The sequence below is a fragment of the Caballeronia sp. LZ034LL genome, from assembly GCF_031451215.1.
Taxonomy (GTDB): Bacteria; Pseudomonadota; Gammaproteobacteria; order Burkholderiales; family Burkholderiaceae; genus Caballeronia.
The window spans coordinates 875,246-897,931 of sequence record NZ_JARUXR010000004.1 but is presented as its reverse complement, the minus strand read 5'-3'; the positions used below and the strand labels follow the sequence as shown (position 1 = coordinate 897,931).

Annotated in this window: 24 protein-coding genes; 11 read left to right on the top strand and 13 right to left on the bottom strand. The window is 66.8% G+C overall.

All coding sequences use genetic code 11. The features are described 5' to 3' along the window. Nucleotides 1-11 precede the first annotated feature (11 nt). Nucleotides 12-980 (top strand): DJ-1/PfpI family protein, encoded by a 969-nt coding sequence (locus QCE83_RS31520; protein ID WP_309820319.1) that lies wholly within the window; start codon nucleotides 12-14, stop codon nucleotides 978-980. A gap of 129 nt (nucleotides 981-1,109) precedes the next feature. Beyond that, entirely contained in the window at nucleotides 1,110-1,586 is a 477-nt protein-coding gene (locus QCE83_RS31515; protein ID WP_309820317.1) for a hypothetical protein, read from the top strand. A gap of 21 nt (nucleotides 1,587-1,607) precedes the next feature. On the opposite strand, the gene QCE83_RS31510 is transcribed toward QCE83_RS31515, so the two are convergent. Beyond that, nucleotides 1,608-1,889, bottom strand: coding sequence for a hypothetical protein (locus QCE83_RS31510; protein ID WP_309820315.1), 282 nt, complete (start codon nucleotides 1,887-1,889; stop codon nucleotides 1,608-1,610). Between the two features lie 275 nt (nucleotides 1,890-2,164). Between QCE83_RS31510 and QCE83_RS31505 the strand changes: the two genes are divergently transcribed. After that, on the top strand, nucleotides 2,165-2,758 hold the full coding sequence (locus QCE83_RS31505) for an OmpW family outer membrane protein (RefSeq protein ID WP_309821195.1): 594 nt from the start codon (nucleotides 2,165-2,167) through the stop codon (nucleotides 2,756-2,758). A gap of 216 nt (nucleotides 2,759-2,974) precedes the next feature. After that, nucleotides 2,975-3,517 (top strand): hypothetical protein, encoded by a 543-nt coding sequence (locus tag QCE83_RS31500; protein ID WP_309820313.1) that lies wholly within the window; start codon nucleotides 2,975-2,977, stop codon nucleotides 3,515-3,517. A 48-nt stretch (nucleotides 3,518-3,565) separates the two neighbouring features. Here the strand turns inward: QCE83_RS31500 and QCE83_RS31495 are convergent, their stop codons facing one another. Continuing rightward, nucleotides 3,566-5,347, bottom strand: a complete 1,782-nt coding sequence (locus QCE83_RS31495; RefSeq protein ID WP_309821194.1) for a PQQ-binding-like beta-propeller repeat protein — start codon at nucleotides 5,345-5,347, stop codon at nucleotides 3,566-3,568. A gap of 330 nt (nucleotides 5,348-5,677) precedes the next feature. Here QCE83_RS31495 and QCE83_RS31490 point away from each other — a divergent pair, with 330 nt between their 5' ends. Further along, nucleotides 5,678-6,079, top strand: coding sequence for a GFA family protein (locus QCE83_RS31490; RefSeq protein ID WP_309820310.1), 402 nt, complete (start codon nucleotides 5,678-5,680; stop codon nucleotides 6,077-6,079). A 4-nt stretch (nucleotides 6,080-6,083) separates the two neighbouring features. Here QCE83_RS31490 and QCE83_RS31485 read toward each other — a convergent pair whose 3' ends face one another. After that, entirely contained in the window at nucleotides 6,084-7,094 is a 1,011-nt protein-coding gene (locus QCE83_RS31485) for a zinc-binding alcohol dehydrogenase family protein (protein ID WP_309820307.1), read from the bottom strand. 125 nt (nucleotides 7,095-7,219) lie between these two features. On the opposite strand from QCE83_RS31485, the gene QCE83_RS31480 reads away from it, so the two are divergent. After that, nucleotides 7,220-8,107 (top strand): NAD-dependent protein deacetylase, encoded by an 888-nt coding sequence (locus QCE83_RS31480; RefSeq protein ID WP_404986161.1) that lies wholly within the window; start codon nucleotides 7,220-7,222, stop codon nucleotides 8,105-8,107. 11 nt (nucleotides 8,108-8,118) lie between these two features. Here QCE83_RS31480 and QCE83_RS31475 read toward each other — a convergent pair whose 3' ends face one another. Then, nucleotides 8,119-9,372: an aminotransferase class V-fold PLP-dependent enzyme gene (locus QCE83_RS31475; RefSeq protein WP_309820305.1), complete on the bottom strand. Its 1,254-nt coding sequence runs from the start codon at nucleotides 9,370-9,372 to the stop codon at nucleotides 8,119-8,121. Between the two features lie 231 nt (nucleotides 9,373-9,603). Here QCE83_RS31475 and QCE83_RS31470 point away from each other — a divergent pair, with 231 nt between their 5' ends. Beyond that, complete coding sequence (locus QCE83_RS31470) at nucleotides 9,604-11,286, top strand: methyl-accepting chemotaxis protein (protein WP_309820302.1); 1,683 nt, start codon at nucleotides 9,604-9,606, stop codon at nucleotides 11,284-11,286. A gap of 18 nt (nucleotides 11,287-11,304) precedes the next feature. Here the strand turns inward: QCE83_RS31470 and QCE83_RS31465 are convergent, their stop codons facing one another. From QCE83_RS31465 to QCE83_RS31430, 8 genes are all read right to left on the bottom strand, one after another. Further along, entirely contained in the window at nucleotides 11,305-12,297 is a 993-nt protein-coding gene (locus QCE83_RS31465; RefSeq protein ID WP_309820300.1) for an MDR family oxidoreductase, read from the bottom strand. 68 nt (nucleotides 12,298-12,365) lie between these two features. Beyond that, the gene (locus QCE83_RS31460; RefSeq protein ID WP_309820298.1) at nucleotides 12,366-12,803 is read right to left on the bottom strand and encodes a PRC-barrel domain-containing protein; all 438 of its coding nucleotides are present in this window, start codon (nucleotides 12,801-12,803) and stop codon (nucleotides 12,366-12,368) included. Nucleotides 12,804-12,971: 168 nt separating this feature from the next. Then, nucleotides 12,972-13,187, bottom strand: a complete 216-nt coding sequence (locus tag QCE83_RS31455) for a DUF2945 domain-containing protein (protein ID WP_309820296.1) — start codon at nucleotides 13,185-13,187, stop codon at nucleotides 12,972-12,974. Between the two features lie 67 nt (nucleotides 13,188-13,254). Next, the gene (locus QCE83_RS31450) at nucleotides 13,255-13,674 is read right to left on the bottom strand and encodes a DUF1810 domain-containing protein (protein ID WP_309820294.1); all 420 of its coding nucleotides are present in this window, start codon (nucleotides 13,672-13,674) and stop codon (nucleotides 13,255-13,257) included. A 10-nt stretch (nucleotides 13,675-13,684) separates the two neighbouring features. Further along, nucleotides 13,685-14,596 carry an aldo/keto reductase gene (locus QCE83_RS31445; protein ID WP_309820292.1) on the bottom strand — a complete coding sequence of 304 codons (912 nt, stop codon included), beginning with the start codon at nucleotides 14,594-14,596 and terminating at the stop codon, nucleotides 13,685-13,687. A 128-nt stretch (nucleotides 14,597-14,724) separates the two neighbouring features. Next, complete coding sequence (locus QCE83_RS31440; RefSeq protein WP_309820290.1) at nucleotides 14,725-16,512, bottom strand: chloride channel protein; 1,788 nt, start codon at nucleotides 16,510-16,512, stop codon at nucleotides 14,725-14,727. A 27-nt stretch (nucleotides 16,513-16,539) separates the two neighbouring features. Then, nucleotides 16,540-16,950, bottom strand: a complete 411-nt coding sequence (locus QCE83_RS31435; RefSeq protein WP_309820289.1) for a MarR family transcriptional regulator — start codon at nucleotides 16,948-16,950, stop codon at nucleotides 16,540-16,542. Nucleotides 16,951-16,977: 27 nt separating this feature from the next. Beyond that, entirely contained in the window at nucleotides 16,978-18,132 is a 1,155-nt protein-coding gene (locus tag QCE83_RS31430) for an HPP family protein (protein WP_309820287.1), read from the bottom strand. Between the two features lie 215 nt (nucleotides 18,133-18,347). On the opposite strand from QCE83_RS31430, the gene QCE83_RS31425 reads away from it, so the two are divergent. Then, nucleotides 18,348-18,584 (top strand): hypothetical protein, encoded by a 237-nt coding sequence (locus QCE83_RS31425; protein WP_309820284.1) that lies wholly within the window; start codon nucleotides 18,348-18,350, stop codon nucleotides 18,582-18,584. Nucleotides 18,585-18,593: 9 nt separating this feature from the next. On the opposite strand, the gene QCE83_RS31420 is transcribed toward QCE83_RS31425, so the two are convergent. Then, entirely contained in the window at nucleotides 18,594-20,522 is a 1,929-nt protein-coding gene (locus QCE83_RS31420) for an SUMF1/EgtB/PvdO family nonheme iron enzyme (protein ID WP_309820283.1), read from the bottom strand. 372 nt (nucleotides 20,523-20,894) lie between these two features. Between QCE83_RS31420 and QCE83_RS31415 the strand changes: the two genes are divergently transcribed. From QCE83_RS31415 to QCE83_RS31405, 3 genes are all read left to right on the top strand, one after another. Further along, nucleotides 20,895-21,335, top strand: coding sequence for a DUF4399 domain-containing protein (locus QCE83_RS31415; RefSeq protein ID WP_309820281.1), 441 nt, complete (start codon nucleotides 20,895-20,897; stop codon nucleotides 21,333-21,335). Nucleotides 21,336-21,356: 21 nt separating this feature from the next. After that, a complete protein-coding gene (locus QCE83_RS31410; protein ID WP_309820279.1) occupies nucleotides 21,357-21,812 on the top strand; it encodes a DUF4399 domain-containing protein in 456 nt (151 codons plus the stop codon). Nucleotides 21,813-22,123: 311 nt separating this feature from the next. Beyond that, a complete protein-coding gene (locus tag QCE83_RS31405) occupies nucleotides 22,124-22,426 on the top strand; it encodes a hypothetical protein (protein ID WP_309820278.1) in 303 nt (100 codons plus the stop codon). The last annotated feature ends 260 nt before the right edge of the window (nucleotides 22,427-22,686 follow it).

Here is a 22,686-nt window from a genome sequence, read left to right as displayed (position 1 = left end):
ACTCTTGCTCAATGCATACCGTTGCGATAGCCATCTTCCCTGGAGTGCAGGCGCTCGATGTAGCCGGTCCCCTCGATGTCTTCGCCGAAGCGAACGGCTTCGTGCCCGCCACGGGCGGCTACGCGATCACGCTCGTCGGTCCGGAGGAGGGCGTCGTACGGGCATCGAACGGTACGCGTCTGCTGGCCGATGTCGCCTTCGGTGCCCCAGGCCAGCGCTACGGCACGGCGCTCGTCGCGGGCGGCCCCGCATTGCCGACGCAGCCGCCGATTCCCGCGCTGACCCGCTGGCTGACCGATGTCGCCGCGCACTGCGAACGCTATGGCTCCATCTGCACCGGCGCGTTCGCGCTGGGCCATGCGGGCCTGCTCGACGAACGCGACGTCACCACGCACTGGCAGGACGCACGCCGGCTGGCGGATGCGTTTCCGCGTGCGCGGGTCGAGCTGGATCGCATCTACATGCGCGATGGCCGTCTCGTCACGTCGGCGGGCGTGACGGCGGGCATCGACGTGGCGCTTGCGCTGGTCGCGGAAGATCACGGCCCGCAGGTGGCGCTCGCGGTGGCCAAACGCCTCGTGGTGTTTGCGCAGCGACGCGGCGGGCAGTCGCAGTTCAGCCCGTATCTCAGCGCACCCGCCGACGACACCTCGCCCGTCGCGAAGGTGCAGGCCTATGTGATGGAGCACATTGGCGCGCGGCTTTCGGTGGCGCAGCTCGCGAGCGTGGCCGGCATGAGCGAGCGCAACTTCGCGCGCGCCTTCGTGCAGCTCGCGCGGATGACGCCGCATGAGTTCGTCGAGCGCGCGCGGGTAGATGCCGCGCGCAATGCGCTCGAAAGCAGCGACACGCCGCTCAAGACGGTCGCGTATGAATGCGGCTTCGGCACGGCGGATCGCATGCGGCTCGTGTTTGCGCGGCGGCTGGGTGTGTCGCCGAACGATTATCGGGCGAGCTTTCGAGCACGCTTCGCGAAATGATCCGCGCGGCTCGCCGACGCGTCACGAAGCGTTCGCTAGAATTCAGGTGATCGCGGCGCGTGTAAAAAGGCGGGCACAGGACGTGCATCGCATGCCGCGCCATCCACTCTCGACATATCGGAACAGCGAATGACGAAACACGAAACCGCCACGCAGGATCCCTACGACCGCCGCGCGTTGCTGCTGCATCTGGGCGACGTCCTGGAGGCGGTGTTCTGCGTGAGCCAATGCGCCGACGAATATGCAAGCATCGGCGACGCGCTGAAGAGCAACGACGCGCTGGCGGGCTTCACGCTGCTCGGCTTCATCGACCCCGACATGGCGCCGCGCGATTTCATGCGCCGCGCGTCCGGTGCATTCTTCGTCTGGCCAAAGGCATTGCTCGATGAAACGCTCAATCGGCCGATGCTCGCGAACACGGTGAAGCACGATCTGTTCGACGGCCGCGCGGAAGGCTGGAATGCCTATGTGCAGGAGCGTCGCAAGGACGTCGCATGGTTCGGCGAAAATCTTCCGGATGAGGCGCACAGCGCGGCGCCGGCGCACGAAGCCTCGACGCCGGAGCCGTCGCGCTATGCCACGTGGCCCTGGCCCAACGAGTCCTGACGTTCCAGCGACGCAGCTGCTTTACTGCTTCTTGCCCATGGTGCTGGAGCCGGCATCGAAGCCGAGTCCGTTGGGCCGTTTTGCCGCTTCAGCCTTGCCCGCCGATTCCTTGCCGGGCCGCGTCTTCAACGCATCGCTGGCGTTCGCGGCTGCGGCCGCGGGCGGCGTCGTGTTGTGCTCCTGGTAAGCAGGCGTGCTGTCGTATTGAAGCTTGTTCGGCTGCTGCGCGTTCGCGACCATCGCCAGGGTGCCGCCCAGCAGAACCCCCGCCATGCGTCCGAGTGCGTTGAGTGTGGGTTTCATTTGCGCCTCCCTTTGTTCTGCACTTTGCTTAGAAGTCAGCAAGACGCGGACCCGCCCGCGCAACAATGATTGCGTCGATCACTTGTCGATTGCTTGTCGATGCGCAAGCCTCGCGTGCCTAAGCCTCGGGACGTGCCGCCGGCTTGATGGCCATCAAGGGCGCGGGCGTCATCCCTCGGGAAAATCCTCATTTTCAACGCGGGAAAACGGAAATGAGAAAGACACCAGGGGTGGTTGCAGGCGTGATCGCGCTGTCATGCGTCACGCTGTTTTCAATGCCAGCACGCGCCGGCGATGACACACCGGCGAACGTGCCAGGCGGCGGGCTTCATGCGGGCGACATACTCGTGCGGCTACGTGCGATCAGCATTCAGCCGGAGGTGAAGGCGGGCGGCGCGCTGGGCACGCTCGACGCCGGCGTGAACAACGCGATCGTTCCCGAACTCGACTTCACCTACATGATCCGCGACCAGATCGGCGTGGAACTGATCCTGGCGACGTCGCGGCATCAGGTGACGTCGAACGTGGGCGGGCTGGGCGGCGTCGGCGTGCTGCCGCCCACCTTGCTCCTGCAGTATCACTTCAATCATGCGGGCCGCGTGCGTCCGTATGTGGGCGCGGGCGTGAACTACACGGTCTTCTACAACGACAAGCTGAAGGCGGGCGCGACGCCCGTGTCGATCAATCACAGCAGCTTCGGTCCGGCTTTGCAGGTGGGCGTCGACGTGCAGGTCGCGAAGAATCTCTTCGTCAACGCGGATCTGAAGAAGATCTGGATGCGCACGAGCGCGTCGGCGGACGGCGCGGACCTTGGTTCGCTGAAGATCGATCCATGGGTGCTCGGCGTGGGCATCGGCATGAAGTTCTGAGGCCGACGCCGTTCAGCACCCCGCGCCTTGTCTGAAAAATGGCGGAAGAAGCCGGTGCTTCTGGCGTGGACGGTTTTGCTTGCGCGGTATCCTTGACAGCAGGCCCGGCGCAGACGCGCGCCGTCCGGATTCCGGTGCGTGCGTGCGCGCCCGGACCGGCCGGCGGGAAGCCGTCTGCAACGACTAATAACACCGCATCGGGGAACAGCAAGCCAAATGAGACTTTCCACTTACGCGGGAATCGCCTTGCTCGCAGCGTCAGGCGCCGCTGCCGCGCAACAGCCGCTGGCCTTGCCCGGCCGCAGTCAGAGTTCGTGGCAGCAATCGGTCGATACCGCCGCCTGCTACGCCTACGCCAACCAGAACACCAAAGTGAACATGGCGCGCGAAGCGCAGACGCCGCCGCGCGATGCGCCTCGCGAACCGCGTCCGCTCTCGCCGCCGCGTGCCGTCGAGCCGCCGTTGCCGCCGGTCGCATCGGGGGCACTGGCGGCTTCCGCAGCGTCGTCGGCGGTGGCGGCTTCGGGGGCGTCCGCCGCCACCGTGGCGGGCGCTTCAGGCGCACACGCCGCTTCAGCGCCGCAGGGGGCATCGGCGGCGCTGCCGGCATCGGGCATCGCGGCCGCATCTGGTGCATCCGACGCCATCCTCAGCGGCGACATGAAGATGCCGCCCCTTCCTCCGCCCGAGCCGCCGATGGTGCGCTACTGGCGCGCCTACAGCGACTGCATGCAGAACCGCGGCTATTTCGTGCGCTGAAGCTGAGATTCGCGCGTCCGTTGCATCGGACGCGCGCATGCGCTGCAATTACTGCAGCAGCCCGAACACCGCGACACCCGTCGTCGTGCCCACGAAGACCTTGCCGTTCGCGATCATCGGCGTGATGAACTTGTTGCCCGCGCCCCATTGATCGCGCGTGCCCGCCTGATTGCTGTTGTACAGTTCGCGCCCGAGATTGGCCGCGTCATAGGCATGCAGCGCACCCACCGCGCCGTTCTCGAGCGCCCACACGATGCCGTTGGCCGCGCCGTTCGCCGAGATCGCGGGCGTCGTGCCGGGGTAGGGAAAGGCTGTTGCGCTGCGCGAGGCGGCGGTGGTCGCGAGCATCGCGTTGCTGATGGGCAGCGCCTTCAGGCTGTCGTTGAGGCCGCCGTAGTAGACCACGCCGTTGTAGTACGCCGACGATCCCCAGATGCCCCCCGCCAGCGTGCCGACGAGCGTCTGCCAGTTGTCGTTCGCATTGGGGTTGTACTTGCCCATGGCATCGCGGTCCACGACATAGATCTTGTTGTCCTTGCCCGCGCCGACCGCGAGGCGCTTCACGGTGCCGTCGCTCATCGTCTGGTCGGGCAGCAGCAGCGGTCCGCCGGAACCGAAGTCCTCGTCGTTTCCTGCCTGCTGCACGTTGTTCATCGTCGCGAAGTAATCGACGATCTTCAGGTCCGGCGCCAGCGATATCTTCATGAACGTGTTGGCCAGATTGCCGTCGACGGGAAAGCCTTGCGCATTGAGCGTCGGCGTGAACGAGCCGTTGCCGGCGATGAGGTACACGTGGCTGCCGTCGGAAGCCATGCCCGAGCCCGCCATCCAGATGGAACCCTGTGCGCCGTTCGCGGTGATGTTGATGACGCCCGTTTGTGCGAGCGTATCGGCGCTGTAGGCCATGACCCAGCCGGTGTACGGACCGGACATGCAGTGCGCGGTCCAGCCCATGTAGAGATTGCCGTTCACGAGCGTGAGCGCGACCCGTTCGGTGTGCAGCGCGGGATCGAAGGTGATCACGCCGTTCACGCTGTTGCTGCCGGTGCCGGGATAGGTCGCCGCGATCTCGCGCGGGCCGCCGGACAGTTCGGCGCCGGTCGCAAGGTCGATTGCATGCATTCGATGATGCGCGCGGCCATTGGCGTCGGAACTCATCGCGACGGCATAGAGCACGCCATTCGTTCCGCGCGAGCGGTCGATCACGGGTGTCGACGTGATGCCGATCTCCGGCGACAAGTCCTGGCAGGCGGTCGTCGTCGGCGTTTCGCCTGCGGCCAGGAGGGAGATCTGCCAGAGCTGCGCGCCGGTGTCGGCGTCGAACGCGTACAGGCTGCCGTGCTCCGTTGCGACGTAGACCACGTTGTGCGCCACGCCGCCGATCGACAGGCCCGTCACGTGCAGCGGCTGGGCATCGACGCGGCCGTCGGTGGCCAGCATGCGCAGCTTGCCGAAGGTCGAGGCGTTGACGTTCGCGAGGGTGAGCTTCGTTTCCGCGAGCATCTGGCCGCTGCGGGAGAGGTCGTTGTGATGCATCAGGACATCGGTGGGGGACGAGCGAGCGGTGGTGGAGCCGCTGCCGGTTCCGCTGCCGGTTCCGGTGTTGCCGCCTGAAGCCATGCCGCTTCCGGTCCCGGTCCCGCTGCCCGATGAGGTTCCCGATGACGTCCCGCTCCCGGAACTGCCAGCGCTGCCGCTTCCGGACGCCGACCCCGACCCGCTGGACGCGCTCGATGAGTCGCCCGAACTGCCTCCGCCTCCGCCGCATGCAGCGATGGCCACCGCGACGATCACGTGCAGCGACCGTCTGAGCCAGCGGGCGCGGCGCATGCGCGCCGGGGATGAATCGTGATCGGGCGAACGGGACTCGTCATTCGGCTGCTGCGCGCGCATACGAACCTCACGTGGACGGTCCCGGGTGATCGTTCTGATCGTGCATCTCGCGCGCCGGGCCAGCGCGATGACGGCCTGCTGCTTGCCGTCGAGCGCCGCCTCGTGGGAAGGTCCGCGTGAGGTTTGCAAGCGCCGCTGAAGTCATGGTATCGAACGTGCAGGCGAGTCGAAAGACACTTTCAACGCCCAAAGCGCCAGCGTCACGCGGCGTCGATTGCTCGGTTCATAGGGCGAATTGCAGACGGCGAACCCAGACGGAGACAGGCCATGAATCCTCAACCGGTCCACGAAGGACAATGCGCATGCGGCGCGGTGCGGATCCGCGTCACCGGCCAGCCGAAGGAAGTGAACCTGTGCCATTGCATGACCTGCCGGCGCATTCACGGCGCGCCGTTCGGCGTTTACGCGATCTTCGCGCGCCACGCAGTGCAGGTGTCGGGCGACACGCGTGCGTGGTCGAGTTCCGCGACGGGCCGGCGGCATCATTGCCCGTCATGCGGGTCGCCGGTCTATCTCGCGTTCGACGGCGTGGATGAAGTGGAAGTGCCGACCGGTCTCTTCGATGAAACCGGCCTGTTCCCGCCGCACTACGAGATCTGGTGCAAGAGCGCCGAGCCATGGCACGACGCGCACGGACGGCCGCGCTTTGCACGCGGCGCGCCGGCTTGAGGCCTCAGCACTCGACGATCGCCTTCACCACGCCCGCCTGCGGATCGAGCAGCGAAGAGAAGCGTTCGGGCACGTCGTGCAGCGCGAGGCGGTGCGTGTTGAGCGCGTCGGTGGGCACGTCGCCGCGGCGCATCGCGGCGAGCACGGTTTCGAAGTCTTCCGGAGTCGCGTTGCGGCTCGACAGCAGCGTCGCCTCGCGCTTGTGAAACTCGGGATCGGCGAACGAGAGCCGGTCCGGCACGATCGACACCAGCACGTACTTGCCGCCATGCGCGATGAATTCGAAGCCGCGTTCCATCGCGCGCGGGTTGCCGGTGGCGTCGAACACGACATCGAAGAATTCGCCGTTCGTGAGCGTCGACAACTCGTCCTTGTCGTTCGCGCCGATCTGCACGGTGGCATCCACCTTGAGCTCGCGCTGGCAGAACGCAAGGCGGTCCGCGCGCGTGTCGAGCGCGGTGACATGGGCGCCGCGCAGCCGTGCGAAGGTGAGCGCAGCCATGCCGATCGGCCCCGTGCCGACCACCAGCACGCGCTGGCCCGGCTGGACGTCGGCGCGGCGCACGGCATGCGCGCCGATCGCGAGGAATTCGACCATCGCGGCCTGATCGAGCGTGACGCCTTCGGCCTTGTGGACGAATTGCGCGGGCAGGTTCAGGTATTCGGTGAAGGCGCCGTCGCGATGCACGCCGAGCACCTGGATGTTCACGCAGCAATTGGTCTTGCCCTGACGGCAGGCAATGCATGTGCCGCAGGAGAGATAGGGCATCACGTAGACGGTGTCGCCGGCGGCGAGGCCGCTCGCCGGATCCGCTTCCTCGATCACGCCCGACAGTTCGTGGCCCATCACGCGCGGATAGGAGAGATACGGCTGATTGCCGGTGAAGATGTGCAGGTCGGTGCCGCACACGCCGACGCGCTTCACGCGCAGCAGGACTTCGTCGGCGCCGCGTTGCGGCTTGTCGCGCTGTTCGGCCTTGAGGGTTCCGGGCGTTTCGCAGATGACGGTCAGCATGCGGATTGTCTCGATGTGTCGTTGGAGTGGGGTGCCGACAATCTAGCGAGGGTCACTCATTTGGTCAAGCCAATTTACCAATCGTAAAATTGGTAAGGCCAGCGGCGCGGCCGGTTTGCCCGTATATTTTGACTCTATCGATCGATACGGACGCGTCCCCCACGCGCGTCGAAGGACGACACGTGCAGCAGCTTCATGAATTCGTCGAACGGCATCCGCGGCTGTTCGTGCTGTCGGGCGCGGGCATCAGCACCGAGTCCGGCATTCCCTGTTATCGCGACCGCGAAGGCCAGCGCACCGGCCGCTCGCCCATCCTGCTCAAGGACTTTCTCGATTCCGATCATGCGCGCCGCCGCTACTGGGCGCGCAGTCTGATCGGCTGGCCGATGGTCGAGCAGGCCCGCCCCAATGCCGCGCATCACGCGGTGCGGGCGCTGGCCGCGCGTTCGCGCGTGCATCGGCTGGTGACGCAGAACGTCGATGGCCTGCATACGCGCGCCGGCAATCCGGACGTGATCGAGCTGCATGGCAACATCGGGCGGGTGCGCTGCCTGGCCTGCGGCGAGCCGCACACGCGCTCCGCCGTGCAGCGCCTGCTCGAGACGCTGAACCCGGACTTCGTGGGCCACACGGCGCCCGCCGTGCCCGATGGCGATGCGCAGATCGAGGATCTCGACTTCGCCGCCTTCGAGGTGCCCGGCTGCACGCGCTGCGGCGGCCTGCTGAAACCGGATGTGGTGTTCTTCGGCGAAAGCGTGCCGCGTCCGCTCGTCGAGGACGCGGCGCGCTCGCTCGAAGGCGCCGATGCGATGCTGGTCGTCGGCTCGTCGCTGATGGTCTATTCCGGCTACCGCTTCTGCGAATGGGCGGCGAAGAGCGGCAAGCCGATCGCGGCGATCAATCTCGGCAAGACACGCGCCGACGCGCTGCTCGCGCTGAAAGTGGAAGCGCCGTGCTCGGAGGCGCTCGAAGCGTTGATCGAACGGCTGGACGCGCGGCCGGTCGCGGGCTGAAAGCGCGAGCCTCAAGCCCCGCGCGCGAGCGTCCTGATGCCGTCGAGCAGGCGCTGCGCATCCTCCATGCGCGAAGACACCGCCGGCGTCACCCGCACCACTTCGCCCGCTTCGGGCCCCGGACGCGTCACCGTGAACACCCCGAAGCGCTCGCTCAGCGCGGCCACTAGCGCATCGCAGCCCGCCTTGCCGGCATGGCCGCGTAGCCGGAATGCGGTGATGCCCGCGGTCATCGCGGGATCGGGCGGCGTCAGGATCTGCACGCCGTCGATCTCGCGGGCCGGTTCCGCCCAGGCGTCGCGCAGCGCGCGCACCCGCGCTTCCTTCGCGTGCGCGCCGATGCGCTGGTGCAGCTCCAGCGCCGCCGGCACCGTGAACCACGCGGCGAAGTTGGGCGAGCCGGTGTGGACGCGCGCGCGGATGTCGTCGGCAGGCCAGCTGCGATCGCCGAGATACGGATCGATCGAAGCGACATGGCCGCGCCGCACGTAAATGGCCCCGCAGCCGAGCGGTGCGCCGATCCACTTGTGCAGGTTCAGCGCGGCGAAGGGCGCGTCGAGCGCGGGCACGTCGAAGTCCAGCTGGCCCCAGGAATGCGCGGCATCGACGATGACATCCGCGCCCGCCCGTTCCGCCATCGCCGATAGTTCGGCCACCGGCATGACCAGTCCCGTAGCGAAGCACACATGCGACAGCAGCACGAGACGCGTGCGCGGATGCGCGCGCAGCGCTTGCGCATACGCGTCCAGAACCGCTTCGCGGGTGGCGGGCTCGGGGATCACGAGACGCACCGGCGTCACGCCGCGCCGTTCGCGCAGCCATTCCATCGCGTCCTTGCCGCAGGGGTAATCGAGGTCGCTGTACAACACCGTGTCGCCGGGCGCGAGGCGGTTGTAGCCGCTGATGAGCGCCAGCAGCGCCTCGGTGGCGTTGCGCGTCAGCTCGATCTCCTCGGGCGCGCAGCCCATCGCGGCCGCGGCCCGCGTACGCAGGCCGTCGAGCAGCGGCGCGTAGTGCCGCCGGATCAGCAGGGTCGTCTCGCGGTTCACGCGATCGGTCCAGTACTCGAACATCTGCCTGACCGGCTCGGCCATGGCGCCCCAGAAGCCGTTCTCCAGGTTGATCAGTTCATCCGATTGACGATACAGGCCGCGCACCGCGTTCCACCAGGACTCGTCGGTGGCAACGCTGGCGGTGGGCGTCGGCGGAAGCGCGGCAAGCGCCGCTTCGAATTCGGTCGTACGGAAGTCGAGTAAATCGGACATGGATTGATATCAGGAGTGAGCGACGGAACAACACGGCCGTTCAGTATCCCCGATTTGCACAGGCCGCAAAGGTTGGACAAAGTTCAGACTTATTTACTTGTCTGATCTTAAGAGCGATGGCCGCAGGCCGTAATCAGTACCTAGAGCGCCGCGCCCCGCATGAGGGCAAACGTTCAATCGAACCCCTACGGCGCCGACAGTCCCACAACGGACCCTGAGAGAACCCAAACCATGAACCTCAAGAACATCACGATCAAAAACAAGCTGATCGCTGGATTCGGCATCCTGGCCGTGCTGGTCGTGCTGGTGGCCGGCATGTCGCTGCGGGCGCTGTCGGTGGCCACCGACGGCTTCTCGCACTACGTGAACGGCATCAACGCCCGCGCCGATGTCGCCGCACAGATCCGCACCGCCGTCGACCGCCGCGCCATCGCCGCCCGCAACCTGGTGCTGGTCACGAAGCCCGCCGACGTCGAGATCGAAAAGGAAGCCGTCACGCGCGCGCACGAGGACGTGCAGGCGCGGCTCAAGCAATTGCGCGACATGATCGCGAGCGCCACCGATACCAGCGAGAAGGCCCGCAGCCTGGTCGCCGAGATGGCGCGCGTGGAGACGCTGTACGGGCCGGTGGCGACCGATATCGTCGCTCTGGCGCTGGCGGGCAAGCATGAGGACGCGATCGTCAAGATGGACGACCAGTGCCGTCCGCTGCTCGCCCAGCTCGTCAAGGCCACCGACGACTACGCGAGCTACACCATCGCGCGCCGCGAAGAGATCGTGCGCGACTACGACGCCAGCTACGTGTTCCAGCGCAATGTGCTGATTGCGCTGTGCGTGGCGGCGTCGCTGTTCGCGGTGATCGCGGGCATCGCCATCATCCGTTCGATCACGCGGCCGATCGGCGCGGCGGTCGACATTGCGCAGACGGTGGCGCGCGGCGATCTGACGAGCCGCATCGTCGCCGACGGTAAGGACGAAACCGGCGACCTGCTGCGCGCGCTCGCGGAGATGAATGCGCGTCTGACCGAGACCGTCAGCCGGGTGCGCGAAAGCAGCGGCGCCGTGGGCGGCGCGGCCAAGGAACTCGCGACCGGCAATACCGATTTGAGCCAGCGCACCGAGGAACAGGCCGCGTCGCTGCAGGAAACCGCGGCCAGCATGGAACAGCTCACCTCGACGGTCCGCCAGAACGCCGACAACGCCCAGCAAGCCAGCTCGCTGGCGTCCAACGCATCGCAGATCGCCAGGAAGGGCAGCGACGTGGTGGGCCGCGTTGTCGCGACGATGAACGGCATCAGCGACAGCTCGGACAAGATTGCGGAGATCACCGGGATCATCGAAGGGATCGCGTTCCAGACCAATATTCTCGCGCTCAACGCGGCGGTCGAAGCGGCGCGCGCCGGCGAGCAGGGCCGCGGCTTCGCGGTCGTGGCGAGCGAAGTGCGCAGCCTCGCGCAGCGCTCGTCCAGCGCGGCGAAGGAAATCAAGGAACTGATCGCCGCTTCCGTCGACAAGGTGCGCAACGGCTCCGAACTCGCGGGTGAAGCCGGCACGACGATGGCCGAAGTCACGCAGGCCGTCGCGCGGGTGACGGACATCATGCAGGAGATCGCGGCGGCTTCGGCGGAACAGGGGCGCGGCATCGAGCAGGTCAATCAGGCCATCACCCAGATGGATGAAGTCACGCAGCAGAACGCCGCGCTGGTGGAGGAAGCCGCCGCCGCCGCGACTTCGCTCGAGGAGCAGGGCCGCCGGCTCAATGAAGCCGTGGCGTTTTTCGTGGTGGAAGGCGGCGCGCCGTCCCGCTTCGTTCAGGCGGTGCAAGCCCCGGCAGTCAAGCCCGCCCGACACGCCGCGCCGGTAGCGATCACGCGCCCGGCAACAGTCAGCGCCGACGGCTGGAGCACTTTCTGACGCACCTTCGGACGCCGCTCAGGCGTTGACGTCGACGATCACGCGCCCGGCCACTTCACCGCGCAGCAGCCGGGCCGCGTAGTCGGGTGCATCGGCGAGTGCGATCGTGGCCGCGACGCTGTCCATGGTCGCCACCGGCACGTCTTCCTCGATCGCCCGCCACGCAGCGACCCGTCGCTCGCGCGGCACATACACACTGTCCACGCCCAGCAGCGCCACGCCGCGCAGGATGAACGGTGCAACCGTTGCCGGCAGATCCATGCCTTGCGCGAGGCCGCACGCCGCCACCGCGCCGCCATAGCGCAGGCTCGCGCAGACATTGGCGAGCGTATGGCTGCCGACGCAATCCACCGCCGCCGCCCAGCGTTCCTTCTGCAAGGGCTTGCCCGGCGCGGACAGCGTCGTGCGTTCGACGATATCCGCCGCGCCCAGTTCGCGCAGCCGCGCGGCTTCTTCGGGCCGTCCCGTCGATGCAATCACGCGATAGCCGCGCCGCGCCAAAATCGCGACCGCGAAGCTGCCGACGCCGCCGTTCGCGCCCGTCACCAGGATGTCGCCGTCGGCGGCGCTTACGCCGTGCCGCTCCAGCGCCTGCACGCACAGCATGGCCGTGTAACCCGCGGTGCCGACGGCCATCGCCTGGCGCGTCGTGATGCCCGTGGGCAGGTTGATCAGATGCGCGCCCGGCACGCGCGCCTTTTGCGCGAGTCCGCCCCAGTGGGTTTCACCCGCGCCCCAGCCGTTCATGACGACCGCGTCGCCGGGCTGATAGTCCGGATGCGAACTCGTCTCGACGACGCCCGCGAAGTCGATGCCCGGCACCATCGGCCAGGTGCGCACGACCGGGCCGCGGCCCGTGATCGCGAGCGCGTCCTTGTAATTGAGCGTGGAGTAATCGATACGCACCAGCACGTCGCCGTCGCTCGATGTGGCAAGCCGGGATTCGTCGATGGATTCGATGGCGGCAAGCGTGCGCTCGTCGTGCTTCTGGAGCATGAGGGCGTTGAACATCGGCGGGGCTCCGTTGGCTGGAAAAAAGGGCGGCGCGAGGCCGCCCCGTTCATGACGCAGAGGCTGGATCAGTGATGCTCGTATTCGGCGCGCGGCTGGGGCGTGGCCTTGACCTTGTTGTACTGGAACTCAGGAAGCGCCTTGATGGCGTCCTTGGTCGCGCCCGCGAGCACCAGCTTGCCGTCCTTCACGTCGAGTTGATCGACCGGAATGGCGACATCGTGATGCGACACGCCGAGGAACTGGTTCGCCGCGATGATGACGAACGACACCGACTTGTCCGGCGCGACGATGATGTCGTGGATCACGCCGACGCGCTGTCCCTGGTCGTTGACGACCGGCTTGTTGAGGATGGACTTCTTGACGCTCCAGCCGTTGATGATGGCAGTCGAGACCTCGACCGATACGCCGAGCGGCTGGGCGCCGGCGACCTGGGCAAACGATGCCGTGGAAGTCAGGCCAAGTGCCGACGATGCAACGAGCAGTGCCACGAGTTTCGCTTTCATTCTTCTGTTCCTCAAAGGGTTGGGCCAACCGGTTCAATGGGAAATGCGCGATTCAAGCTTGCAGCGCGATGGAAGTTTGAACGTTTCTCGTGACTTTTGCAGAAACGGTGTCAGCCCGCGCCGCGCGCACTGCATTAGTGCGAGCGTGCGGTTGTCGGAAAGAGGGATTCAGCGCGAGATGCGCTTGAGCGCATCGCCCTTGTGGACGGCGCGCTTGCCGCTCTTGTCGCTTTCGACCTCGAAATGCGGATCGTCGGACGAGGCGTTGACGGTGTGGCCGTCGAGATGGGTCCGCTCGGTGATGACGCGCACGACGTGCCCCGTCGTTTCGCCCTGCGGGGTGTTCCAGCTGACGTGGTCCTTGACCTTGAAGGCATGGCTCATGAGATGAGGCTCCGTTCGGATGAGGATGCCCACTCTCGCGCAACGGCTGTGCCCGTCGACGGGAAGGCTAGAGGCGCGCGAGCGTCGCTTCGTCGGCGCGGCCTTCAAAATAGCGGCGCAGCGCTTCGTCGAAGACGGTGGGATCGTCGGCGGTGCGGGCGAACAGCGTCATCGACGAATGGAATTTCAGGTCGTCCGGATAGCCGAAGATGGCGTCCACGCCGCGTCCCTGCACGCCGTTAACGAGCCGCGTGAGCTCGACCAGTCGCGCGCCGAGCACCGGATGCGCCAGATACGCGCGGGCTTCGTCACGCGACGCGATGGCGTAGCGCTGCGCCATCGCGCTGTGTCCCAGCCCTTCTATCTGCGGAAAGACGAACCACATCCAGTGCGTGCGCTTGCGGCCGGCGGCAAGCTCGGCGCGGACGTCTTCGATGACGCTCGCTTGAGCATCGACGAAGCGCTGCAGGTCATACGGATCGTTCATGATCGGCTCCTCATGCGACGGCCGCGGCAATGCGCTGTCTCATCGCCGCGTCCGGAAAGTCGCCGCTGCCCGCGCGCGCGTTGTCGATCATGTAGTCGCGCTTGCCCGTGCCGGGAATCACGCAGGTCACGGCGGGGTTGCCCAGCACGAACTTCAGCAGAAGCTGTGCCCATGAGCCGCAGCCGAGTTCGCGCGCAAAGTCCGGCAGCGGCCGGCCGCGCAGACTGGCCAGCAGCGAGCCGCCGCCGAACGGCTGATTGACGATCACCGCGACCCCGCGTTCCGCCGCGAGCGGCAGCAGGCGCGCTTCGGCGTCGCGATCGTTGGCGGCGTAGTTGATCTGCAAGAAGTCCACACGCTCCGAGCGCAGCACCGCTTCCACCTGCGGAAACGCGCTGGAGGTGTAGTGCGTGACGCCCACGTAGCGCACCTTGCCGGCCGCCTTCCATTCGCGCAGCGTCGCGAGCTGGGTGCGCCAGTCGAGCAGATTGTGGATCTGCATCAGATCGATGTGATCCGTCTGCCAGTAGCGCAGCGACTGCTCCATCTGCGCGATGCCCGCCGCGCGGCCTTCGGTCCAGACCTTGGTCGCGATGAAGGCGCGCCCGCGCGTGTGCGCGTCGGCCAGCAACGCGCCCGCGACTTCTTCAGAGGAGCCGTACATCGGCGAGGAATCGATCACCGAACCGCCCGCCGCGAACAACGCACTCAGCACGTCAGCGAGTTCGCGGCGGCGGGCGGCGTCCGTGCCGGCGTCGAAGGTGCGCCAGGTGCCGCAGCCGACGATCGGCAGCGGCTCGCCCGACGAGGGAATCGGGCGCTTGAGCATGGGCGGCGTGTCGGCGGCTCGGGTGGCGCGTCCGGCTTGCGCCGTGAGCGCCGCGGCGGCCGTCCAGTGAAGAAAGGCGCGGCGCGTGGTCATGACGGCTGTACGCGCGCCGGGATGTCGCATGGGAAAGCAAGCGGGAAAGCGGCCATCTTTTTGGCTCCTGCGAAAGCATGGACGACTGCTTTCGGAAACGCGATCCCGCCAGAAAGTTCCGCGCCGCCTCAGTGTTTGCGCAACGCGGGCGCGCGTCGGAATCCCCTGAACCGCTCCCGCCGATGTTCTTCGTCGAAGTGCGCGCGCGCCGGTTTCACGAGATCGCTGCGCGCGACGATGCCCACCAGCCGCAGCGAAGCCGCGTCCGCGACCACCGGCAGGCGTTCCAGTTCGTGTACGGCAAGACGCGTGGCCGCCAGACGGCACGGTTCGCCGGGCAGCGCGAAGACCGGCGTGGCAAAACCGGCGTGGCGCAGCGCATCGCCGACGCTGATGCCCGCGTCCTGCACCGACGAAGCGCCGATCAGCGTGCCCAGCAACGCCCGGTCAAGCATGCCGGCGAGGGCGCCGTCACGCAGCACCGGATACGCGCGGTGCATCTGCTGCGGGCCGAAGTGCTTCGCGAGGACGTCGGCGAGCGGTGTGCCGGCGTCGATGGTCTGGGCATCGCGCGTCATCACCTCATCGACGTGATGCCGCTCCAGCGGGTCCACGCCGTATTCGCGATAGATGTGATAGCCGCGCCGGGCAATCTTCTCGGTCATGATCGAGCGCTTCATGACGACGGTGGCGAAGCCGTGTGCAACCAAGGTCGCCGCGAGCAGCGGCAGCAGCGCGTTGGCATCGTGCGTGAGGCCGAAGGCGAACACGATGGCGGTCAGCGGCGCGCCCAGCGTGGCGCCGAGCGTCGCGGCCATGCACACCAGCGGCCAGAGCGCCGCGTCGTGTCCGGGCAGGATCGCGCCGAGCGCGGTGCCGAGGCCGGCGCCGAGCATCAGCAGCGGGGCGAGCACGCCGCCCGAGGTGCCCGACGCGAGCGCGATGACCCAGATGATCGCCTTCACCGCGAGGATCGAAAGCGCCACCTGGATGGCAAGGTGCTGGTGCAGCAGGTCGCCGATCACGTCATAGCCGACGCCGAGCGCGCGCGGCTCGATATAGCCGCCGATGCCGACGAACACCGCGCCCAGCGCGGGCCACCACATCCAGTGGATGGGCAGCTTGTGGAACAGGTCTTCGAGCTTGTACAGCGACGCCGACAAGCCCGACGCCAGCGCGCCCGAGAGCAGGCCCGCGACGAGGCAGGACAACAGCGACAGCATGTGCGGCGGCGCAGTCTCGAGCGGAAACAGTGCGCCGGTGCCGAACACCGCGGCGCGCGCGAATCCCGCGACAGCGCACGCGAGCGCCACCGGCAGGAAACTGCGCGGGCGCCATTCGAACAGCAGCAGTTCGACGGCCAGCAGCACGGCCGCGACCGGCGTGCCGAACACGGCGGTCATGCCCGCGGCCGCGCCCGCGACCAGCAGCGTCTTGCGTTCGGCGGCGGTCACGTTGATGCACTGCGCGATCAGCGAGCCGAGCGCGCCGCCGGTCATGATGATCGGACCTTCGGCGCCGAACGGTCCGCCGCTGCCGATCACGATGCCCGACGACAGCGGCTTGAGGATCGCGACTTTGGGCGACATGCGGCTCTTGCCGAACAGGATGGCCTCGATGGCTTCGGGAATGCCGTGGCCGCGAATCTTTTCCGAGCCGAAACGCGCCATCAGCCCGACGATCAGCCCGCCGATCACCGGAATCGCGATGACCCAGGGGCCGAGCATGTTGAGCGCCGGAGAGTGTTCCTGGACCGAGAACGTGCCGAAGAAGAACAGGTTGGTGAACAGATGAATCAGCCCGAGCAGCACGACTGCCGCGAGCGTGCTGATCCCGCCGATGACAGCGGCCAGTCCGCAGATCGTCAGCAGGCGGTCGTTGACGGAAAAGTCGCGTTTATGCTTATGCTGGTCCATGAGATGGGCTCCCGATGTCCTGATGAATCAAAGATCGATTTGCGGCACGCGGAACGCGCCCTGCAGCGACTTGAGCTCCGCACGGTGCAGCGCGGCGAGGCGCGTCAGCACTTCTTCACCGCGCGCTTCCAGATGCACCTGCACCTGGCGGCGGTCCGTCGCGCTCGGCGCGCGCCGCACGAGCCCGGCCGTCTCGCAGCGCGTGACCAGCGCGACGACGCCGTGATGGTGCGACTGCAGCCGTTCGGCCAGTTCGCCGACCGTCGCCCAGGCGCGGCCCGGATAGCCCTTGATGTGGAGCAGCAGCAGGTACTGCAACGGCGTGATGCCTTCGTCCTGCGCGGCGTGTTCGGAGAAGCGTTCGAAGCGCCGCATCTGATAACGGAATTCGGACAGCTGTTCGAAGTCCGGTTTGGCGAGCGTGCGGGGTCGAGTCATGGAAACGGTCTGTGAAAACGAGGTGGGTCAGGCCTGCTTGCGCTCGGCTGCGAATGACTGCTGGTAGAGACCGGCGATCAGGTCGGCTTCGGTGATCATGCCGGCGAGCCGGCCGTGCGCACCGACGACCGGAATATGGTGATGGCCGAAGTGCGCGAACATCGGCACCAGTTCGGCGATGGCGGTGTTCGAGGTCACGGTGCGGACTTCGGTCGTCATCAGGGTGGCGACGCGCGGCGCCTCCGCCGAGGGTCCGCGCACGGCTCGCGCGAGCGCGCTGCGCAGGTCGTGCAGGGTTCCGTCGCGCCGCACGGGCGCAAGATCCGCACGGGTGACGATGCCGCAGACGCGGCGTGCTGCGTCGATCACCGGCAGCGCCTTCACGCGATGGCGCCCGAGCAGCGCGAGCGCCTCTTCTGCGCTCGTCTGCGGCGTCACCGAAACGACCGTGCGCGACATGATGTCCGCGCACCGGAACTCGGTGAAGCGGCGCGCATAGGCCTGCAGCTGGGTTTCGCGCAGCAGGGTTTCCAGATCGTCCGGATCGACGTCGAGCAGTTCGCTGCGGCGCGCGAGCACGGCTTCCAGATCCGCGCGCGTGAACGATGCGGCGTCCTGCGGCGCGGCGGCGGGTGCCGGCGTCGCATGGCCGTGCGGATAGCGATGACCCGTCAGCGCATGGAACACGATGGCCGCGCCCAGCAGCGCCGCCGACTGGATGGCCACCGGTGCGAGCACGAAGCCGTAGCCGAGCGCGTGAACGGACGGCCCGCCGAGCACGGCCGTCAGCGCGACCGCGCCGGATGGCGGATGCACGCAGCGCAGCGCGAACATCGCGCAGATGGCGAGCGCGACGGCGAGGGCGGCGGCCTCGACGGGATCGTGGATCAGCAGCGCACACGTCACGCCGACCGTCGCCGACACCAGATTGCCGCCGATGATCGACCACGGCTGCGCCAGCGGGCTGGCCGGCACCGCAAACAGCAGCACGGCGGAGGCGCCCATCGGCGCGATCAGATACGGAATGGCGGCGGCGCCGCCCGTCAGCAGATGGCCGATGCCGCCCGTCAGCGCAATGCCGATCAGCGCGCCCAGACCGCCGCGCAGGCGCTCGCTCCAGCGCAGCGTGACGGGAGCGGGAAGGAAACCATGCAGCCAGCGGAGTAAGGCGAGTCGCGACACGTGTCGGGCATTCCGGGGAAGTCAGTCAGCGGGTTACACACTGTCTGGCCGGCGGAAGGTGCGAGAGCGAGCGTGCGTCGAATGCGAAAGTATATCTCAACGTGATATAAAACGGCTGGTTCTGGCGAAGAGGGGATTCGGCAGAGGGAAGCGTTCGGGCGCGGCCTTGTCCTGTACTGTCGGTGCTTTGCACCATCAGAGGCCCGGACTGAGCGTTGATACCCGGCCGGTTCATTGACTTCCCGGTTTGCGCGCAGCGGGCGGTCGTCAAGCAGCAACTCAATTACCACGCGCATTATTCGCTCGATCCCGCAACCCACACGATCAGGATCACGCGGACGCTCGGCGCCGACTTCGGCAAGCAGGCCTGCTCGCCCGGCGACTCTCAGACGGCGCTGCGCAAGATGGAGCGGGACACGCGGCAGCAGATCATCGTCAGGATGACAAGCTGAGCGCGCACCTCATTCCATCTCGCGCACGACGCGAAAGCCGTTCTGCGACTGCCGCACGCTCGCACTGTATTTGAAGCGCGTCGCGGACTGCATGTAGCTCGCGCCTTCACGCCATGATCCGCCGCGGATCACGCGCACCGAGCAGGAAGGTTCGTCCCACGCGCGGCCATCGGCGGGCGCGTTCTTGTACGAGCTGTGCCAGCAATCGGCTACCCATTCCCAGACGCTGCCGTTCATGTCGTGCAGGCCGTAGGGATTCGCCGCGAACGATCCGACCGGAGTCGGCGCATCCGTACGATACGGCTCGCCGCAGTCCTTGCAGTCGGCGTTGCCTTTCTTCATCTGGTCGCCCCACCAGTAGACCGTCTGCGTGCCGCCGCGCGCGGCGTATTCCCATTCGGCTTCGGTCGGCAGGCGATACGGCTTGCCGCCTGTCTTGCTCAGCCATTTGACATACACCTGCGCGTCGTCCCAGCTGACGTTGCGCATCGGTGCATTGGCGCCCGTCTCGCCATCCGGTGCGATGCGCGTGCAAGCGCCGGCATCGGCACAGGCGTTCCATTGCTCGACCGTCACTTCGTTCTTGCCGATGGCGTACGCGTGCCCGATCGATACCTTGTGCGGCGGCTTCTCGGCGGGATCGTCGTTGTTGCTGCCCATCGTGAAGCTGCCGGGCGTGATCGCGATCAGGGCCGGGCAGGCCGGACAGTCCTTGATCTCTCCGCCCGCAGTCTTCGCGGCGGGTTTGGCTGACGCGGCGGCAGCGGCGGCTGTCGCAGCGGGCGCCGCGGGCGTGGGGGCAGGGGGAGGCGAACGCGGTTTCTCAGGAGCCGCGGCGACGGCAGGCGCCGGCTTGGGCGCAGGCGCGGCGGGCGTGGCAGTGGCGGCGGACGGAGCCGTGGGCTGTGCAGCAGGCGCAGACGCGCTTGGCTTCGCGTTGCCGGCCGCGTGCAGCCGTTCGATGCGCGCCTTCGCGAGCGCCGCGAAGCGGCCGTTCGGATAGGCCTTCAGGTAGGCCTCATAGTCGCTCGGGAAGGTGCTGTCCTTGATCGAGTCCCAGAACGCCAGTTCATATTGCTCGTTGCTGTCCTTGGGAAGAATGCCGCGCGTGCGGATGGGTTCGTCGATGGCGGATTCGGCGGCATGCGTGGCGGTTGAGGCAGTCACACGCATGCTGTCCGATGCTTCTCCAATCACAAAGCCCTGTTCCAGAGAAGACGCAAGCCATGGCCGCTGCGATTCATGCGATTGCTGCGCGACCCGCACGGCCGCCACGCTGAACGTCGCGGCGGACAAACCATCGCGCTCGCCCAAGGCATGCAGCAACGCCATCGTATACCGGCCATTGCGCGGACCCTCGCCAGCCTCTTCGCCCGGCGCGGCCCCATAAGTAACGAGCGTGTGCGGAGGCAAGCGCCAGACTGCCGGCGCTGTCTTTTCGAACGGCTCCGAAAGACACATGTCCAGCACGACGAGATTCGCGCCGTCGGGTCGCGCGCGCGCCATGCGCTCGACGATCTCCCGCGCCGCCACGCCCTTTTCGACGAGCTGCGCGGGCGCGGCCGCACGCGCATCGAGCGGCAGGAGCAGCGCATCGCCGCCCACTTGCACGCCGTGACCGGCGAAGTACACGAGCGCCGTGTCGCGCGGACCGAGCCGGCTGGCGAAATCGTCGATGGAGCGACGCAGCGCGCCGGCGTCCAGATCGATGCCTCGCGTGACCTCGAAGCCGAGCGAGGCGAGTGCCGTGCCGATATCGTCCGCATCGTGCGCGGCGCCTGGCAGCGGATGCCCTTCATAGTCCGCATTGCCGATGACGAGCGCGGCGCGATGCGGGGCGAGCGGTTCTGCGGATGCGCTCGACGCCGCCGCGTGGTCGGGCGCGAGCGCGGCGCCGATCGTTACGAACATGCTTGCGATGAAAAGAGTTCGCCACATATTCACACCCTGTGCGTCCGGCTTCGAGTTGTAGGGCGCAGCGCCGCTTGCGCGCTTCTGCGCAAAGACTGCACGGGCGAGGTCCGCGCCCGGGGCCGGTCACGTGAAGCGAAGCGCGTTTCCGTGCCAGTGCAGCAACAACAACGATAGCACTTAGTCATACGATGCTTCATCCCCTTGAAGGAGGGCTCCGCAATCAGGCATTCGGGGCCCTGCGTGCGTACGTATCTTTTTTAAACGTTACGGCCTAATCTAAAAAAACCGCAGACGATGTCGAGCGCTTCAGGCATGGCCGTACCGGTGCGTACGCTCGTGCAGGAAGCGATTCCCTGGCTGACCGCCATGCCCTTTCAACCGAGAGGCGTGCATAACATGCTGAGAAGAACTGTGCTGGGCGCGCTGGCTTCCCTTGCCGCACTCGTCGCCGATTCGTCGTTTCCCGCCGCGCGTGCCCGCACGCCCGCGCCGCCGAACGCCGAGGCCTACATCATCTGGCCGCCCGACGGCGCGGTGATCAGCGGCGGCAAGCTGTGGGTGCGGATGGGCTTGCGCAACATGGGCGTGTGTCCGAAGGGCATCGACATGCCGAACGTCGGCCATCATCACTTGCTGGTCGATACCGACCTTCCGCCGCTCGATCAGGAGATTCCATCGGATCGCAATCATCTGCACTACGGTGCCGGCGAAACCGATGCGCGTCTCGAGCTTCCGCCCGGCAAGCACACGCTGCAACTTCTGATGGGCGACTACAACCACGTTCCGCACGACCCGCCCGTGTACTCGAAGAAGATCACCATCACCGTGAAGGCGTGACACTTGCCGAGGGCATACGACATGAAGAATCGATCCGCTCGCGCGCCCGCTCTCCTGCTGGCGGCCACGCTCGTCACCGCGACTGCGCTCATTGCGTCCACGGACACGCTGGCCGGCCCGACGCCCGCGCCGGCCAATGCCTACGCGTACATCGGCTATCCGAACGACGGCCAGACCCTGCCGGCGGGCAAGCCGTTCAAGGTCTGGTTCGGCTTGCGCTTCATGGGCGTCGCGCCGCGGGGCGTCAAGTTTCCGAACACGGGACATCATCATTTGTTGATCGACGTGGATTTGCCGCCGATGGATCAGGAGATTCCATCGGACCGCAATCACCTGCACTACGGCGCCGGCGAAACGGAAACCTTGATCGAGCTTCCGCCGGGCAAGCACACGCTGCAGCTCCTGATGGGCGACGACAAGCACATACCGCATAACCCGCCGGTTTATTCCAAGAAGATCACGATCTACGTCAGGTGAATCGGGCGCCGCCGCGCGCGGCGCTTTTCCTTCCCAGCAGATGAAGCGGCGCACCTTCTGGTGCGGCGGGAGCGTTCGCCCTGTAGATAACTAAGCATGTTGCTGAGGGGCCAACAGCCGCAGTACGAAGTGTTGGTCCAGGACGATCACAAGCTGTTGAAGCGCAGCACCGGCCGTATCGATGCAAGCCATGCCGGACAAGGCATAGCGAAGAAAAGACGATGCAGCGAAGCGACTGGCATGACCCATGCATTTAAGCGGTACGAGCCGACACCACGCTCGAACCTGCCACCCACCCAAGGGGAACCGACATGACGAAGCTCACCATCAAGGATCTTCCCGTCAGCGAGGAACTGGATCGCCGTGCGATGAATGCCGTGCGCGGCGGCAACGCTTCGCTTGCTTCAAGCTTTTTCCCGGGCCTGGACCTTTCGGCGTTCGCGATGTCGCTCACGCCGCAGCAGTTCATCAATCAGACACAGACGACGCTGAACGAAAACGGCAGCAACATCGCCTTCGCCGAAGGCCTCGCCGCACGATCGAACGTCGCGCCCAAACAGGATGCGAAGAACATCACCAACTTCAATTTCGGCGTGCCGGGCGATGTCGCCTGAACGTTGCCGGGAATGAAACAGCCGTCGCAGCAGTAACGCATCAATGCATCAATGCAGCAGTCGAGGAAGGGCGGGGCACGGGGAGCTCTGCCGTAACACCGCCCGCACGCGGGCTTCATGGCCGCGCGTCGTGTCGCAGAACACGCGCGCGCCATGTGACATAACCCGTATGGAGTCGCGGTGCGCCGTGTGATTTACTTGATTGACTGAATGACGTCAATCGCGGTCGGCGCCGCGCTTCTCACCTGTTCATCCGACCG

Bases quoted from the DNA above. Each gene is read 5' to 3' on its own strand.
- QCE83_RS31490 (WP_309820310.1), top strand. From the start codon at position 5,678: ATGAATCCTCAACCGGTCCACGAAGGACAATGCGCATGCGGCGCGGTG.
- QCE83_RS31405 (WP_309820278.1), top strand. From the start codon at position 22,124: ATGACGAAGCTCACCATCAAGGATCTTCCCGTCAGCGAGGAACTGGAT.
- QCE83_RS31470 (WP_309820302.1), top strand. From the start codon at position 9,604: ATGAACCTCAAGAACATCACGATCAAAAACAAGCTGATCGCTGGATTC.
- QCE83_RS31460 (WP_309820298.1), bottom strand. From the start codon at position 12,803: ATGAAAGCGAAACTCGTGGCACTGCTCGTTGCATCGTCGGCACTTGGC.
- QCE83_RS31440 (WP_309820290.1), bottom strand. From the start codon at position 16,512: ATGGACCAGCATAAGCATAAACGCGACTTTTCCGTCAACGACCGCCTG.
- QCE83_RS31505 (WP_309821195.1), top strand. From the start codon at position 2,165: ATGCCAGCACGCGCCGGCGATGACACACCGGCGAACGTGCCAGGCGGC.
- QCE83_RS31435 (WP_309820289.1), bottom strand. From the start codon at position 16,950: ATGACTCGACCCCGCACGCTCGCCAAACCGGACTTCGAACAGCTGTCC.
- QCE83_RS31415 (WP_309820281.1), top strand. From the start codon at position 20,895: ATGCTGAGAAGAACTGTGCTGGGCGCGCTGGCTTCCCTTGCCGCACTC.
- QCE83_RS31510 (WP_309820315.1), bottom strand. From the start codon at position 1,889: ATGAAACCCACACTCAACGCACTCGGACGCATGGCGGGGGTTCTGCTG.
- QCE83_RS31450 (WP_309820294.1), bottom strand. From the start codon at position 13,674: ATGAACGATCCGTATGACCTGCAGCGCTTCGTCGATGCTCAAGCGAGC.
- QCE83_RS31500 (WP_309820313.1), top strand. From the start codon at position 2,975: ATGAGACTTTCCACTTACGCGGGAATCGCCTTGCTCGCAGCGTCAGGC.
- QCE83_RS31465 (WP_309820300.1), bottom strand. From the start codon at position 12,297: ATGTTCAACGCCCTCATGCTCCAGAAGCACGACGAGCGCACGCTTGCC.
- QCE83_RS31485 (WP_309820307.1), bottom strand. From the start codon at position 7,094: ATGCTGACCGTCATCTGCGAAACGCCCGGAACCCTCAAGGCCGAACAG.
- QCE83_RS31520 (WP_309820319.1), top strand. From the start codon at position 12: ATGCATACCGTTGCGATAGCCATCTTCCCTGGAGTGCAGGCGCTCGAT.
- QCE83_RS31475 (WP_309820305.1), bottom strand. From the start codon at position 9,372: ATGTCCGATTTACTCGACTTCCGTACGACCGAATTCGAAGCGGCGCTT.
- QCE83_RS31410 (WP_309820279.1), top strand. From the start codon at position 21,357: ATGAAGAATCGATCCGCTCGCGCGCCCGCTCTCCTGCTGGCGGCCACG.
- QCE83_RS31420 (WP_309820283.1), bottom strand. From the start codon at position 20,522: ATGTGGCGAACTCTTTTCATCGCAAGCATGTTCGTAACGATCGGCGCC.
- QCE83_RS31495 (WP_309821194.1), bottom strand. From the start codon at position 5,347: ATGCGCCGCGCCCGCTGGCTCAGACGGTCGCTGCACGTGATCGTCGCG.
- QCE83_RS31515 (WP_309820317.1), top strand. From the start codon at position 1,110: ATGACGAAACACGAAACCGCCACGCAGGATCCCTACGACCGCCGCGCG.
- QCE83_RS31445 (WP_309820292.1), bottom strand. From the start codon at position 14,596: ATGACCACGCGCCGCGCCTTTCTTCACTGGACGGCCGCCGCGGCGCTC.
- QCE83_RS31455 (WP_309820296.1), bottom strand. From the start codon at position 13,187: ATGAGCCATGCCTTCAAGGTCAAGGACCACGTCAGCTGGAACACCCCG.